The sequence below is a fragment of the Nitrosospira sp. CT genome (assembly GCF_059489795.1).
This window is the reverse complement of the sequence record NZ_JCAHZJ010000078.1, coordinates 151,726-166,567: the sequence shown is the minus strand read 5'-3', so window position 1 is coordinate 166,567 and position 14,842 is coordinate 151,726. Positions and strand designations below refer to the sequence as shown.

Here is a 14,842-nt window from a genome sequence, read left to right as displayed (position 1 = left end):
GTGGCGGGTAGCAGGTTCACCATCGGGGATTGGTGCTGGTTCACCCGGCAGGCATCGCCCTGCCGCGTAATCGAGCGGCAGGACGTGTGGGGAGAGGTCGCCTACAGAGTCTGGCTACCGGCCAAGGACGCGGTGGTGCGTGCCCGAGCGGCGGACCTTGCTGTGCTGGAAAGCGTTCGCCCGAGCGTGGATCAGATTCTGCACACCACGTCCGCAGCCAAGCTGCTGGATGCGCTGGAAGACAATCTGTTGCTGGCTCCGATCCAGTCCAGCGTAGTGCCGCTGCCGCACCAGTTATATGCTTTGAACCGCGCGGTCAGCCGCGACCGCATTCGCTACCTGCTGGCCGATGAGGTGGGCCTCGGCAAGACCATCGAGGCCGGTTTGGTGCTGCGTGAATTGAAGTTGCGTGGCCGGGTGAAGCGTATCCTGGTGGTGGCGCCCAAGGGGCTGGTACGCCAGTGGCAGACGGAAATGCGCCTGCACTTCGGCGAGAAGTTTCAGTTCATCGAGCCATCCGAGCTGGCGGCCTTCCGCCAGTGGCGCAGCGGGGGCGCGGGCGAGGAAGAGAACCTGTGGCGCATGCACGACCAGGTGATCTGCTCGCTGGATTCAGTGAAGCCGCTGGAGGGCCGTCGCGGCTGGAGCCTGGAACAACTGAACACCTACAACCGCGAACGCTTTGAGGACCTGATCTCGGCGTCGTGGGATTTGGTCATCATCGACGAAGCGCACCGTATGGGCGGCAGCACCGAGCAGGTGGCCCGCTACAAACTCGGTGCCGCACTGGCGGAGGCATCGCCCTATCTCTTGTTGCTGTCGGCCACGCCGCACCAAGGCAAGACCGATCAGTTCATGCGGCTGATGCAGTTGCTGGACCGTGAAGCCTTCCCGGATGAGAGCAGCGTCAGCCGGGACCGGGTGCGGTCCTACGTGATTCGCACAGAAAAGCGTGTGTCCATCAACGCCGAAGGCCAGCCGCTGTTCAAACCGCGTGTCACCCGGTTGCAGGCCGTTGCCTGGCAGGCCCGACATGGCGCGCAACAACGCCTGTATGAGGCGGTGACCGACTATGTGCGCCACGGCTACAACCAGGCTATGGCGGCCAAACAGCGCCACATCGGCTTTTTGATGATTCTGATGCAGCGGTTGGTGACGTCCAGCACGGCGGCCATTCGCACTACGCTGGAAAAGCGCCAGGCCCTGCTCGATGCTCCGCAGCCGCAGGCCAACCTGTTCGAGAACACCAGCTTTGAAGAGTGGACGGATCTTGACGGCCAGTCCCAGGTGGATTTGGCCATGCAGTCCAGCGGCTGGGAGTTGGAGAAATCCGAAGTCGAGATGCTGCTGAACCTAGCGCGCGAAACTGAAGCCGCTGGCACCGATGCCAAGGCTGAGTCACTGCTGGAGCTGATCTACAAGCTGCAGCAGGAGGAAGGCGACCCGGCCCTGAAGATGCTGATCTTCACCGAGTTCGTACCCACGCAAATGATGCTGGCCGATTACCTGGAGAGCCGTGGTTTCTCGGTGACGACGCTTAACGGCAGCATGGATCTGGAAACCCGCACGCGAGCGCAGCAGGCGTTCTCCAAGGATGTGCGCGTGCTGATTTCGACGGATGCCGGCGGTGAAGGTTTGAACCTGCAGTTCTGCCACGTCATCGTCAACTTCGACATGCCATGGAACCCGATGCGGATTGAGCAGCGCATTGGCCGTGTGGACCGTATCGGGCAGAAGCACGTGGTGCGTGCCATCAACTTCGTGCTTGAAGACACGGTGGAGCACCGGGTGCGCCAGGTGCTGGAGGAAAAGCTGGAGGTCATCGCGCAGGAATTTGGTGTCGACAAGGCGGGCGACGTCATGGATTCGGTCGAGGCTGATCCGATCTTCGACGAACTGTTCGTGCATGGCCTGCAGAACCCGGACGCCATTGAGCAGGAGTGCGACTCAGTGGTTTCGCAACTGCGATCCACACTCGCGGAGTCGAAAAAGAACAGCGGCCTGCTCACCACCCAACACGATCTGAACGCCGACGATGCCCGCAAGTGGCGCGATCACCCGGCGCAGTTCTGGTTGGAGCGCGCCATCACCAGCGGGCTGGCCGCCCGTGGCGGCTCGGCCACCAAGGTGGGCAATGCATGGCGGATGAAATGGGCAGACGGCAGTGAGTCGGCGCAGGCCTGTTTTGACGCCCGCACTGCGGATGAAAACCCGGAGTTGGAATGGGTCACGATGGAAGACCCGCGCGCCCGAGCTGTGATCAGTGAGCTACCGCGTTTTGTTGCTGGCCAACCACTGCCGGTGATCCGCGTGACCGGTTTGCCGGATTCGGTGCGCGGCATCTGGTCGCTGTGGGAGATTAGCTTGGCGGCTGAGGGGCTGAGTCGAAAGCGCTTCCTGCCGGTGTTCGTCAACGATGAAGGACGCCCATTCGTGCCGACCGCCAAACGTGTATGGGATCTGCTGCTGACTGAAACCGTGGATGTGCACGACGTGACTGGTGCCGAGGAATCGATGAAGTGGTTCGAGGCATCACATGCGGCTGCCAGTACCCAAGGTGAACGGGTCTTCACCGAACTGCTGACTGACCACGGCGTCCGGTTGAAGGAAGAACGCGAACGTGCGGTGTATGCCTTTGAGGCCCGAGGTCAGGTGATCGGGCGAATCGGTTTGCCCTCCGTGCGTGAGCATCGGCGCAAGCGACTGCAACAGGAACACGATGCTCGCATGGTCGCTTTGGATGACATGGAGGCCAGCGGGCCGGATTTGAATGCCGTAATGATGGTGCGCGTCTCCCGCGGCGTGCCCGGAGGACAGTTGGGATGAGTTTGTGGACGGCACGCATTCTCAGTCACTTCACGGCCGACCTTACCCGGCTGTGGGTGGCGTGCGACCCCGACGAGGTGCTACTCGATGAGAAGCTGCTAACCGAGCTGCGCAGCCGTGGTTTCGAGCTGATGCTGTATGAAGACCCTTTCGCGTTTCGAGCGGAGTATGAAGAGCGATACCGAGCCGCGTGGGATCGCAGTGAGCAAGGACCCGCCCTCTCACTGGTGCTGCATCTACGCAGCGCCGACGCAAATGAGTTGCCGTGGGACATCGTGCACCACGGTCGGGTGGTACAGCTCAGCCTTGCAGAGCTATTCCCCAGGCTGGCTTACAGCGCGGTGCAGCAAGTCGAGCCGGAGCATTTCGCAGACATGTTTCATGCCCACCAGACCGAGTTGCAGTCGGCCCGTGGGGAGAACGAGTCGAAGGACTTTATTCTCGAACACGTCTATCAACTGACGCCGCGTTCCATTCGCAACCCGGTGGACTTCTGGCGCGAGCTGCTGCGGATGCACTTTGCCAACCGCTCGTTGCCGCCGCTGTTCGCCCAGCACGCGGCAGACATCATTCAAGGCAAGGGGCTATTCGCGGGCCTGCCCGTCGCAACGTGGCTGGCGTCCAAGAGTGCGATGCTGCGCGTGGTCCAGGATGCCTGGTACCGCTATCTGTCGAAATTGGGGCTGGACGGTACCCGTACTGAGGAACCACCGCCACCTGATTACGTCGCCAAGCTCGAGATTCCGTTCGACCACTCCGATGTGCGGGTGCTGGTCGATTCCATGTTCCTCGACGGCAGCTTGCATCCGCTGCCGGTCCACAGTGTACCGGCGGGGATGCCGAACTGGATCAAGGCCGGGATCGTCCAGGACCCGGCAGCATTGGAGGCCTTGGTGCTCAAAGGCATCGATGGTCTGATCAAGGCAACTCCGACGGCTGCCTCTTCGTACAAGGAGTGGAGCGAGTTCGCCAAGCGCTACGGCGAGATCCTCGCGCGCACCCATGGTCTGCCCAGCACGGAAGGTAGCGAACACCTGCCGGTGATTCGGGATCGCATCAAGACTTTGCAGACGCAGGCAGACGAGCAACTTCAGGCCTGGGTCGCAGTCAAGCAATATGCCAATCTGATCCTGCAGCCGGTGACCAAAGGGCCGGTGATGGTGCACCACGTGCCTCGCTTCTTGCGCCATCGGCGATCCGCAGGGGAAACCAAGGTGGCTCTGCTGGTATTCGACGGGCTGGCCTTCGACCAGTGGGTGCAAATCCGTGAACGCCTGATTGCCACCACGAAACGTTTCGCGTTCGATGAGGGAACCGCATTTGCATGGCTGCCCACCGTGACATCGGTGTCGCGCCAGGCGCTGTTCTCAGGCCTAAAGCCACGTGAGTTCGACGACTCCATTGACCGGACCGACAAGGAGGAATCCTTGTGGAAGACGTTCTGGCAGAACGAAGGCGTCCACTCGAATGAGGTAATGTACCGACGCGCGTTGCGCCAGACTGATCAACTGGACGCGCTTGAAGCGGACTTGATCGACCGGCGCCCGAAGGTGGTTGGCCTGGTGATTGATGAGGTGGATGACCGGCTCCACAAGGAGCGGTCCAAGAAAGACGTGGCGATGTGGATCGGGAACTGGTTGACGACCGGTTTCGTTGCCCGGCTGTTCTCGCTGCTGCTGGACAAGGGATACCACATCTACCTCACGGCGGACCACGGCAACGTTGAGTCCACTGGCGTCGGCAGGCCCAACCAGGGCGTCAGTGCAGAGACCCGCGGCGAGCGCGTGCGGGTCTATCGGAGCGAACCGTTGCTAGCCGATTCTGCTGCGGCCTATCCCACCACAGTTAGGTTGGACATCGCTGGACTACCCGCGAACTTCATGCCCCTATTCGCAGGCGGACGAACCGCCTTTGTGCCGGAGGGCGAGCAGGTGGTGGTCCACGGCGGGGTGTCGATCGAAGAGTTGATCGTGCCCTTTGTGAAAGTCAGTTATGTGATTGGTACCGAATGAATTTATCAGCCCCAAAGATAGGCTTTGATCGGTTCATTCAGCTTGATTGGGCGGCTGCGGCACTGAATATTCGTGCAGGCGTGGCTGGGCTAGATGATCTGAATGCACTGCTCGATGCAGCCGAACTTAGCGTGGAAGCCAAAAAGAAGACACGCACCGTATTGAATCGGCTGTGGCTAGAGCCGCGTGCCGAACTGGTTGATTACGCGGATCGCGGCGTGGCCATCCACAAGACTCAGCCGGACATACCGGTCGCGGCACTGTGCTGGAGCATGTCCGTGGCGACGTACCCGTTCTTTGGCAAGGTGGCCGAGCTGGTGGGCCGGCTGTCCGCCATCCAAGGCGACTGCGCAGCCGCTGAAGTGCATCGCCGCATGAGCGAAACCTACGGAGAGCGCGAAGGCACCCGGCGCATGACCAACATGGTCATCCAGAGCCAGGCGAGCTGGGGCGCCGTTGAGCGTGTGGAAAAAGGCAAGCGGGTTATCCGGCTTGCCCCAATAGTGATCGATAACGACGAACTCTCAGCATGGCTGATTGAAGCTGCTGTGCGCTACGCCAGCAAGCCCGTTTCCGTGCCCAACCTGCAGTCGCTGCCCGTGCTGTTTCCGTTCAACTTGACGCGACCACTGGCCTACGTAGTGTCGACCAGTCCGAATCTTGAGCTCAGATCGGAAGGCCCTAGTAACCAGTTTGTCGCTTTGCGGACCACCTTTTGAGGATTGCGTCCGCCCCTAAACTTTCGAGGTTTAAAAGACTGGCATGGGCGGAGGCGCACTCAAGCCGGTCGGACTTTTACATTTCCTCGGCCATTTTGCTCACGGTTGCCGCAAGCGTATCTGGATCGATTTCGCCGATGGCGGCACTTCCGAAGCACGTCACAAAAGGAACCTATTTACTGATGAGCACGGAACACGAAATCGCGGATTTCGGACAGCAGCGGGAAGGTGACAATTGGCAGGGGGATGTCAGTGCACTAGCACATTCGTACCAATCGAGTTGATGCTCAGCGAGACTTTGTAGGAGTGTTCGGTCAGTTTTACCTGCGCTAGGACGAGACCGAGATGTGACGCACATGCTGAGGACACCAAGGGACTTAGCATGGTAGCCATGCGAGCCATTACGAAGGATCGAACAGGTGAATTGCGAGCGGCACTCTCTTCTTTGGCACTCTCTTCTTTTTTTGGCGGCAATAGCGCGTTATTTTGGACATTGCATTCGTCAATCTGGCTGATCTTCAATCAGCCAAGTGGACACGCGATGATGAAGAAGTTAAACGATTTAGATTATGACAACTTTGCTGAACTGGAGACGTCGTGGCAGTATGTTTCTGAGGGTTGGGGCGAACAAGCTGACGATTGACGAGCGCTGTCGCACGATTTATTCCCTCAGACCTGTACCGTTGTTTAAGGTGGAGAATCGTATTACTGGGACTATAAAACCATCCATCAGATACTCTTATCTGAATATGGAAAATCTGTGCCTATCCTTCTATTGTCGTGGAGGATAAAGTAGCAATATGGTAGCAACGAAAGAAGAACGATAGCTAAATGCTAACCTAACTCCTTGATTGATAGGCCGTGGCAGATTCGAACTGCCGACCAACGGATTAAAAGTCCTATCACTATTTTCTTGAAACAGTCGATGCCAAGTCTTGAACCACCAGATAGACGAATGCTAGGAAAAAGAAATTGCAAAAAGCTATATTGGATACAAATGGAAATGAGGGGAAGCCAAGAACAAGACCGATCTTTGACTACCACAAGCGTTTCGATTTAATAGATGCCCTCTTTAAAACACCGTCCTCTCGCTCTTTAATTTTTTGCTGAATTAGCAGAACATAGAATACGAGACCGCTTCGAGTTATAACAGCTATTAGAACGGGTAAAAATACGGGTAAAAAATGTTTATGAAAAGTAGGAGACAATCTTCCCTACTAGCTTTCAGAAGATTTTTAGATTCCGGCTCGGGGATTAAAGTTTGCGGAAGCTCTTTGTGAAGACCTGATTGAAAAAACGCGATAATTCTTCGGTCAGCGGGAGGTTGTACCTCCACCGCAGTTCGCCACCTGTTCGATCAACCTTTCACTCATGCCATTAGAATTTCTGGTATCAGCTTAAGAGATAATTGAGATTCCTGGTCCCCTGGATTATGGGTATCACAGAGGCTCCCGCCTTCAACTGATCCAGATAGTCAGCCCATTGCTGCATCATCATTCTGCGTTCTTTGAGGAATTTTGTACGGTTGTAAGCCGTACCCAAAGTGTCAGGAACGCGATGAGCTAGTTGATGCTCGATTATTTCCGGTGCAAAGCCCATTTCCTGATGAAGGATTGTTCGCGCCATCGCCCTAAACCCGTGGCCTGTCATCTCATCTCGGGTGTCATACCCCATGCGTTTTAGAGCCGCATTAACTGCTCCATCACTCATCGCCCTCTCATTACTGCGTGCACCAGGAAAGACAAATTCAGTATGACCGGTGAGGGGGTACAATTCGTGTAGGATGTTCACGGCTTGTGACGCAAGTGGAACAATATGATCATTTTTCGTCTTGGTGACCCAAAATTTCCACTCAGCTTTGTCCAAGTCAAATTCTCGCCAGCGTGCGTGCCGAAGTTCACCCGGGCGAACGAAAAGCATGGGGGCCAGTTTCAAGGCGCATTGCACGATAAATGTACCTTTGAACGCGTCTATGGCGCGTAATAGGGCACCAACCTCAAGCGGTTCAGTGATGGCCGCAAAATGACCTCCTTTTGCTGGGGGCAGGGCGCCCCGCAAGTCCGGAGTGGGATCGCGTTCAGCGCGGCCAGTTGCAATTGCATAGCGGAACACTTGGCTACAATTCTGATGGGCGCGGTGTGCGGTATCCAACGTTCCTCGCCCTTCAATACGCCTTAGCAAAGCCAAAATTTCCGGTGCGGCAATTTCTGCTATCGGTCGCGTACCTATCCAAGGAAATACATCGTTCTCTAGACGCCTAAGCGTTCGATGAGCATGACTTTTTGACCAGCCTGGGCGGTATTTCGAGTGCCATTCACGCGCGATAACTTCAAAACTGTTTCCTGCCCGTTCCACTCGCGCTGTCTTCTGCGCTTTGCGGTTTACAGAAGGATCAACTCCTTGTGCATGCAGCTTGCGTGCTTCATCACGACGGGCGCGAGCGTCCTTTAGACCGACCTCAGGATAGGCGCCTAACGACAGCAACTTTTCTTTGCCATCAACGCGGTATTTTAAACGCCATAATTTACCACCCGCAGGGGTTATGTAAAGAAACATTCCCTTCTCGTCAGCCATCTTGTATGGCTTGTTACGCGGCTTCGCAGTTCGAATCGCAGTGTCTGTAAGGGGCATTGGGGGTATCCTTTTGCATTCTGGCAGGAATACCCCCAACTATACCCCCTTTCTGGCTAAGTTTGTAGTGAATATCTATGGAGTTCTTTGGACAAATTAAAAGCAAAGATCATTGTATTTATTGAATATATTGGATGTGTTTGGATTTTGCTGGACTATCTTTTGGTGGGCGGTACTGGGATCGAACCAGTGGCTTCCACCGTGTGAAGGTGGCACTCTACCGCTGAGTTAACCGCCCGTTACTTGACGTTATCCTGAAGTTGATAACGGTTGAGGGAGGCGCAATTAGAGCATAAATCGAGGATTTCGGTCAATTCGCATGTTCTGAGAACTGCCTCGAAATTATAGGAGGAGTTTTCCCGGACTTTGCTGTTGCGTCGAACATCAAAAGGTCTATGGGTTTCCCACTTTCGTGGGAACGACGAGACTCGAAGTCAAATAATCCGCGAAGGCAGCGTCACGACGAAGCGGTGAAGGCAACGTCAGGACGTAATCAGCGAAGCCAACGTTAAAAAGCTATAACTCGGCAACACGTCCATGGCTCGCGTAAAATAGCACTTTTCCAATTATACAGTCGGCATTTGAAGCCGGCATCCACTTCATGATTCGCACCCGTTTCGCTCCTAGTCCCACAGGTTATCTTCACATTGGCGGCGCTCGTACGGCGCTGTTTTCCTGGGCTTATGCCCGCAAGCATGGCGGCAAGTTCGTCCTTCGGATCGAGGATACGGATCTGGAGCGTTCCACCGCTCAATCAACTCAAGCGATTCTGGATGGTATGGCGTGGCTGGGGTTGGACTACGACGAGGGGCCGTTTTACCAGATGCAGCGGCTGGCGCGCTACCATGAAGTAGCGGAGCAGTTGTTGCGCACGGGCCATGCCTTTTACTGCTATTGCAGCAGGGAAGAGTTGGATGCAATGCGGGAGCAACAGCGCGCAGCGGGCTTGAAGCCCCGCTATGATGGTCGCTGGCGTGATTCCAGAGAAACGCCTCCTGCCGGTGTTAAGCCCGTCGTGCGGCTGAAGAATCCGCTGGATGGGGAGGTAACATTCAAGGACTTGATAAAGGGTGAAATCACCGTTGCCAATAGCGAGCTGGATGATCTCGTCCTGCTGCGCGGGGATGGAGTGCCGACTTATAACTTTGGCGTGGTGATAGACGATCTTGATATGAACATTACGCATGTGATTCGGGGTGACGATCACGTGAACAACACGCCGCGCCAGATCAATATACTGAAAGCGTTGGGTGCGCCTCTGCCGCAATACGCGCATGTGCCGATGATTCTCGGTGCGGATGGTGAACGCTTGTCGAAGCGGCATGGTGCGGTTTCGGTGATGCAATACCGTGAAGATGGTTACCTGCCAGAGGCGTTGGTGAATTATCTGGCCCGGTTGGGCTGGTCGCATGGCGATGAGGAAATATTCAGCCGGGAGCAGTTGGTGGAGTGGTTCGATTTATCCAATATCAATCGCTCACCGGGGAAGTTCAATCCGGAGAAGTTGCAATGGCTCAACCAGCAGTACCTGAAAACGGCGGATAACGAGCGGCTGGCGGAATTGGTAAAGCCTTTTCTTGCTGCGGATGGCTGTGACGTTACTGGCGGAAGTGTCCCCGATTTGCGCAAGGTCGTGAATCTGCTCAAGGAGCGCGTCAATACCGTTGCGGAACTGGCGGATGCAGCCGTTTATTTCTTCCACCCGCTGGAGCCTGCGGAGGAACTGAAGGCGCAGTACTTCACCGCCGAGGCTAAAGTTCCGATTCTCGATTTGCGGACAAAACTTGCAACGGTCGAATGGGAAGGCCATGCCATCAACGACGCAATCAAGGCCAGGGCTACGGCACACGGCGTGAAGATGCCGAAGGTGGCAATGCCGCTGCGTGTCATGGTTACAGGGGAGGCGCAGACCCCGGCGATCAATGTGGTGCTGGAATTGCTGGGCAGGGAGGAAACGCTGCGGAGAATGGACAAGCAACTTGAGTACTTCCCGAACTGATATATGACGCGGTTTCAGCTTAGCCAGGACCAAACGCCGGGAATATTCGATGAGCTCATCCTGCCCCGTCCCCTTCGACAAGGCCTAGGGCGAATGGGTGCCTGTCAGGGGATGATGAGGATGATATACTTCATCTGTACATTGACGGGAAAAATAGCGGTCAGTATAATTCGCCTTCTTTTGCCGGGGGTATAGCTCAGCTGGGAGAGCGCTTGCATGGCATGCAAGAGGTCAGCGGTTCGATCCCGCTTACCTCCACCAGTTTATGGCAATATCACAAACTGACGGCAAACGGCTTTTAAGCATTTCAAAGTCCTCTGGTCCCCATCGTCTAGAGGCCTAGGACATCACCCTTTCACGGTGAGTACGGGGGTTCGAATCCCCCTGGGGACGCCACTAATTTCCAAGGTGAAATCCCGGACTGTGTGATAAATACAACAGTCCGGGATTTGCCAGTTGAATCCGAATCAGCCTTGCTTCAGCTCTTTCTGACATAGGGGCTTCTTTCCTGAAGTCGTGGCAAGAAATCCGGAAACTGGAAAATAATAAATCCAAGTTGCTGATTGATAGGGAATTCTATTTCCTTTTCATGGTAATGGGTGACAAGGGAGATTTCGGATAATCGTGATTTCGTTGAAACGAGGGTTAAAATTTTTCCCCCAGGCCAGGAGTTGATGAGAAAGTGGCTCTTGACATTCAGCGTCATCCCATACAAAGTATTGGTTCCAGAAATGCCATTTAATTAAAACCAACTAAACTTTGAAAGGAAACTAATGATGAAAATAAACAAGGCAATGTTTGCAGGTCTGGCTTTTGGCATGCTGTTGACGGGTGCGGTGCACGCAGCAGAACAAAAATTCACGGTGGTTATCAATGCCTATGACACCACGATTCCTGAACTCAATGTTGAAGGTGTTACGGTCAAGAATATCCGGGCCTTTAATGTTCTCAACGAGCCGGAAGCACTGACGGTCAAGAAAGGTAATACCGTAAAGGTCACCATTGAGAACAAATCGCCCATCAGCGAAGGATTTTCCATTGACGCATTTAAAGTCTCCGAAGTAATCAAGGCAGGGGAAACCAAGACCATCAGCTTCAAAGCGGACAAGTCCGGCGCCTTCACCATCTGGTGCCAGCTTCATCCCAAGAACATCCACCTGCCCGGTTCTCTGAACGTCATCGATTAATTCGATTGATCTGATGCTGCTGAGGGAGCAGCATGGGCGGTGAAAGATAGTCAGTTGCAGTTAAATTAAAAACCCGCCATTTGGCGGGTTTTTAATTTATGCCTTTAACCCAAAATGAAGTGTTTTTGACGGTGGGTGCAAGTCAGTAAGACACATAGGGAAACGAAAAGCCGAAGTGCTTTCAGCCCGTCACGTTTCTCCAAATGTCTTCATTACTTGGCTACACATATCCCTTTGCAGTCAAGCCCATCCTTGGTGGGGTCGCAGTTATCCGATGGGTCGTCGATGCAAATCATGCCGCCTGCGCATTTGATTCTGCTGGGGCCAGCGCAAGGTTGCTTGACTGTTGATTCTTTCCCCCCACCCATTGCACACTTGCCCGGACAGTTCAGACCGTCTTTAGTGGGATCGCACTTGTCAGACGGATCATCTACACAGGACATACCCCTTGGGCATTTAATTACGCTAGGCCCGCCGCAAGGCAGCTCTTTTGGCAGTTCTTTTTTATCCATATGGTGGGATTCCGAATCGGATTTATGGCCTTCATGCATCCCATCCTGTGCCTGAACATTTCCTCCCAAACCCATAGCTAAGCCCAGAGTCAACGCAAGCAATGTTGTGAATCTGGCAGCCACGCTAAAAACAGAATAATTTTTCATGTCAACTCCCTTTGAAATGAAGAAAAAAAGCAAATGACCGAGAACTCCCTCTTGCTGATACTATTTATTGTTTATTAGTGGTGATCGGGTTTCTTATAAAAGAAATGAAGCACAAAAAATCACGACAATTTTAGGAGCGGAAAACTGTCGCGTTCTGTGCGGTGACGCACCTATTGCAGAGGTCGAATTTGCACAGGTGTGAGTGCCGCGTCATAATCCTGACTATGGCTCGTTAACTGGCAGAAAAGCATGGATGACGTTTCCTGGAGCGATGAAGAACTGAGGGCTTCCGTTGAAGCTTACGTTGAGATGCAGCGCAATGAGCGCACGGGACAACTCATTGTAAAGAAGCAGTATTACAGAAAGCTGGTGGAAATGTTCGGCCGCAGCGAAAAGGTTTTTGAATCCCGCATGCAGAACATTTCCTATGTCCTTTCGCTGATGGGACGCGGATGGATGTCCGGACTGAAGCCGGCAAAAGATATCGAGCCTCTGGTTGCTGCGCGGATCGAACAATTACTGGAGCAGACCAGCGGACAAAAGGGGACTCCAGTAGCCGCCTTTGAAATTGCAGTGCGCGAGGCAGCAGAACAGAAAGGTCTTCCCAAGCCCAGCGGTAATGCCCATCCTAAACGCAGACGCATATCTGTGGCGCAATTGCAGCGTGATCCCGGCGTGAAGGCATGGGTGTTGCAGCAGGCGGCAGGAACATGCGAATCATGCGAAAAACCCGCTCCATTCCAGGGGTTGGATGGATTACCTTATCTTGAATTGCATTACGTTCAGGGCTTGGCCGATGGAGGAGCCGATGCTGTTTCCAATGCAGTGGCGCTATGCCCCAATTGTCATCGCGAGATACATCATGGCGCCAATGCTCACGCGGTGGAGGCGTGGTTGTATGACACCGTCCAGAGACTGGAGCGGGATTAAATAAAGAAGGTCGGGTCGAAATCATGAATTCGGAGGATAGCTGATGCTCTGGCAGGCCATGACCGCAGCGCGCGATCTCGGACGCCTGCATGAGATTGCCTCAATCCTCATACGGCATGGTTTCGGGGATGTGGTGCGCCGGCTCGGGTTTGCCCATGTGCTGGAGCGTGCTGGACGCGCGTTGCACTGGAGTGAGGCCACCGAACTGGCGCAGCTTGAGCCTCAAGCGAGTGTGCGGCGGGCGATGGAGGAGATGGGACCCACCTTCGTCAAGCTTGGCCAGATTCTGGCAACACGCGTCGATCTTTTCGATCCCGAATGGATCGCTGAATTCAGCAAGCTGCAGGACAGTACACCTGCTTCCCCTTATTCCGAGGTCCATCAGCAGCTCACTGAAGATCTGGGGGCTCCCCCGGAGGAAATATTTGCCGCCTTTGAGCCGGAGCCGTTTGCCGCTGGCTCTATTGCTCAGGTGCATCTTGCACGCCTGGAAGATGGCACCGAAGTTGTGGTCAAGGTGCGGCGACCCGGCATTCGAGCGGTGGTTGAAGCTGACTTGCGCTGGCTCTCAAGGCTTGCCGAGCTCATCGAAACCAGCAACTCAGAACTGCGCCACTTCCACTGGCAGGAAGTGGTTGCGCAATTTACGCAGTCGCTCCGGCGTGAGCTCGATTTTGGCGCGGAGTGCCGCCATGCAGAACGTGTTGCTTCGAACTTCGCCGGCTACTCCGACGAGGCCTCACCCGTTTTGCCCCTGGCACATCCTTCTGCCGACGAGGATGAATCTTCTTCATTACTTCCCCTCATTGTCATTCCCAAGGTCTATTGGCAATGGACGGGTGAACGCGTGTGTGTGCAGGAGTATATTCGAGGCATCCCTGGTCGCGATGTTGCGGCGGTCGATCGGGCTGGCCTCGACCGCAAGGTCCTCGCCCGCCGCGGGGTGGGAGCGGTGATAAAAATGATCCTGGTGGATGGGTTGTTCCACGCGGACCCCCATCCCGGCAACCTGTTTTATCTTCCGGGCAACCGGATTGCCTTCATCGATTTTGGCATGATCGGCCTGCTGGGGGAGGCACGGCGCGGAGAACTGATCCATCTTTTACTCGGGTTGGTTCAGTCTGATTCCGCTGCGGTGGCCGATGTATTGCTCGACTGGACCGGGGAGGGTGATGTCAACGAAGAAGCGCTTAAGACTGAAATCCAGCTGTTTGTCGATCAATATCTGGGTGTCCCTCTAAAGCAGCTCAAGCTTGGCTCCATGCTTGCAGACCTTGTTGCCATCCTGCGCGCGCATCGGCTGCACCTGCCGCCTGATCTTGCGCTCTTTTTCAAGGCATTCATTACGCTTGAGGGTACGGGAAGAGAGCTCGATCCGGAGCTGGATATTGCAGGCGAAGCACTGCCCCTGTTGCGGGATGCAATGGCAATCCGTTACGCGCCGGCCGCAATGGCAAAGCGTGGATGGCGTACAGCCATCGAGCTGGCAAGTCTACTAAGCAATCTGCCTCGCGATCTCTCGCGATTGTTGCGTTCTGCCCGTCGGGGCAAAGTGGATATTCATATCGAGGTGGCGCATCTCAAGCACGTGGGTGATCAACTGGACGGCGCGGTCAATCGTCTGGTCGTGGGTATCGTGGTTGCCGCTGTCATTGTGGGTTCCTCGGTCGTGATGGCAGTCTCCACTGGGCCAACTCTATGGGGCCTTCCTTTTTTCAGTCTGCTGGGTTTTGCCTGTGCAACGATCGGCGCAATATGGCTGCTTTCGGCGATTTCCCGCGCCAACAAGGCCGATCGCGAGAGAAGGCCCCGCGGCGACTGATTGCGAACACAGGACTGTACTTCTTCCTTTGAGTGATTTTATTGCTTCCTTCCAGTT

At 55.1% G+C, this 14,842-nt stretch carries 10 protein-coding genes and 3 tRNA genes; 10 read left to right on the top strand and 3 right to left on the bottom strand.

Going from position 1 to position 14,842, the window contains the following annotated elements; genetic code table 11:
- From AC52W5_RS14995 to AC52W5_RS14980, 4 genes are all read left to right on the top strand, one after another.
- Positions 1 to 2,826, top strand: a complete 2,826-nt coding sequence (locus AC52W5_RS14995; RefSeq protein WP_495671584.1) for a DEAD/DEAH box helicase — start codon at positions 1 to 3, stop codon at positions 2,824 to 2,826.
- A complete protein-coding gene (gene pglZ / locus AC52W5_RS14990) occupies positions 2,823 to 4,838 on the top strand; it encodes a BREX-3 system phosphatase PglZ (RefSeq protein ID WP_495671583.1) in 2,016 nt (671 codons plus the stop codon). The genes AC52W5_RS14995 and pglZ overlap by 4 nt, the downstream gene beginning before the upstream one ends.
- The gene (locus AC52W5_RS14985) at positions 4,835 to 5,557 is read left to right on the top strand and encodes a hypothetical protein (RefSeq protein ID WP_495671582.1); all 723 of its coding nucleotides are present in this window, start codon (positions 4,835 to 4,837) and stop codon (positions 5,555 to 5,557) included. The genes pglZ and AC52W5_RS14985 overlap by 4 nt, the downstream gene beginning before the upstream one ends.
- Positions 5,558 to 5,939: 382 nt before the next feature.
- Positions 5,940 to 6,200 (top strand): hypothetical protein, encoded by a 261-nt coding sequence (locus AC52W5_RS14980; protein WP_495671581.1) that lies wholly within the window; start codon positions 5,940 to 5,942, stop codon positions 6,198 to 6,200.
- A 749-nt stretch (positions 6,201 to 6,949) separates the two neighbouring features.
- Here AC52W5_RS14980 and AC52W5_RS14975 read toward each other — a convergent pair.
- Both AC52W5_RS14975 and AC52W5_RS14970 read right to left on the bottom strand, forming a co-directional pair.
- A complete protein-coding gene (locus tag AC52W5_RS14975; protein ID WP_495671580.1) occupies positions 6,950 to 8,188 on the bottom strand; it encodes a tyrosine-type recombinase/integrase in 1,239 nt (412 codons plus the stop codon).
- Positions 8,189 to 8,351: 163 nt separating this feature from the next.
- A tRNA-Val gene (locus AC52W5_RS14970) sits at positions 8,352 to 8,426 on the bottom strand.
- Between the two features lie 363 nt (positions 8,427 to 8,789).
- On the opposite strand from AC52W5_RS14970, the gene gltX reads away from it, so the two are divergent.
- The 4 genes from gltX to AC52W5_RS14950 all read left to right on the top strand — a co-directional run bounded on the left by gltX (position 8,790) and on the right by AC52W5_RS14950 (position 11,374).
- A complete protein-coding gene (gltX, locus tag AC52W5_RS14965) occupies positions 8,790 to 10,187 on the top strand; it encodes a glutamate--tRNA ligase (protein ID WP_495671579.1) in 1,398 nt (465 codons plus the stop codon).
- Positions 10,188 to 10,372: 185 nt separating this feature from the next.
- Positions 10,373 to 10,448, top strand: a tRNA-Ala gene (locus tag AC52W5_RS14960).
- Positions 10,449 to 10,507: 59 nt separating this feature from the next.
- Positions 10,508 to 10,583, top strand: a tRNA-Glu gene (locus AC52W5_RS14955).
- A 377-nt stretch (positions 10,584 to 10,960) separates the two neighbouring features.
- Positions 10,961 to 11,374 (top strand): nitrosocyanin, encoded by a 414-nt coding sequence (locus AC52W5_RS14950; RefSeq protein WP_256210409.1) that lies wholly within the window; start codon positions 10,961 to 10,963, stop codon positions 11,372 to 11,374.
- A 212-nt stretch (positions 11,375 to 11,586) separates the two neighbouring features.
- On the opposite strand, the gene AC52W5_RS14945 is transcribed toward AC52W5_RS14950, so the two are convergent.
- Positions 11,587 to 12,033: a hypothetical protein gene (locus AC52W5_RS14945; protein WP_495671578.1), complete on the bottom strand. Its 447-nt coding sequence runs from the start codon at positions 12,031 to 12,033 to the stop codon at positions 11,587 to 11,589.
- Between the two features lie 249 nt (positions 12,034 to 12,282).
- Between AC52W5_RS14945 and AC52W5_RS14940 the strand changes: the two genes are divergently transcribed.
- Positions 12,283 to 12,963 (top strand): HNH endonuclease, encoded by a 681-nt coding sequence (locus tag AC52W5_RS14940; RefSeq protein ID WP_495671577.1) that lies wholly within the window; start codon positions 12,283 to 12,285, stop codon positions 12,961 to 12,963.
- 43 nt (positions 12,964 to 13,006) lie between these two features.
- Positions 13,007 to 14,785: an ABC1 kinase family protein gene (locus AC52W5_RS14935; protein ID WP_495671576.1), complete on the top strand. Its 1,779-nt coding sequence runs from the start codon at positions 13,007 to 13,009 to the stop codon at positions 14,783 to 14,785.
- Positions 14,786 to 14,842: the final 57 nt, after the last annotated feature.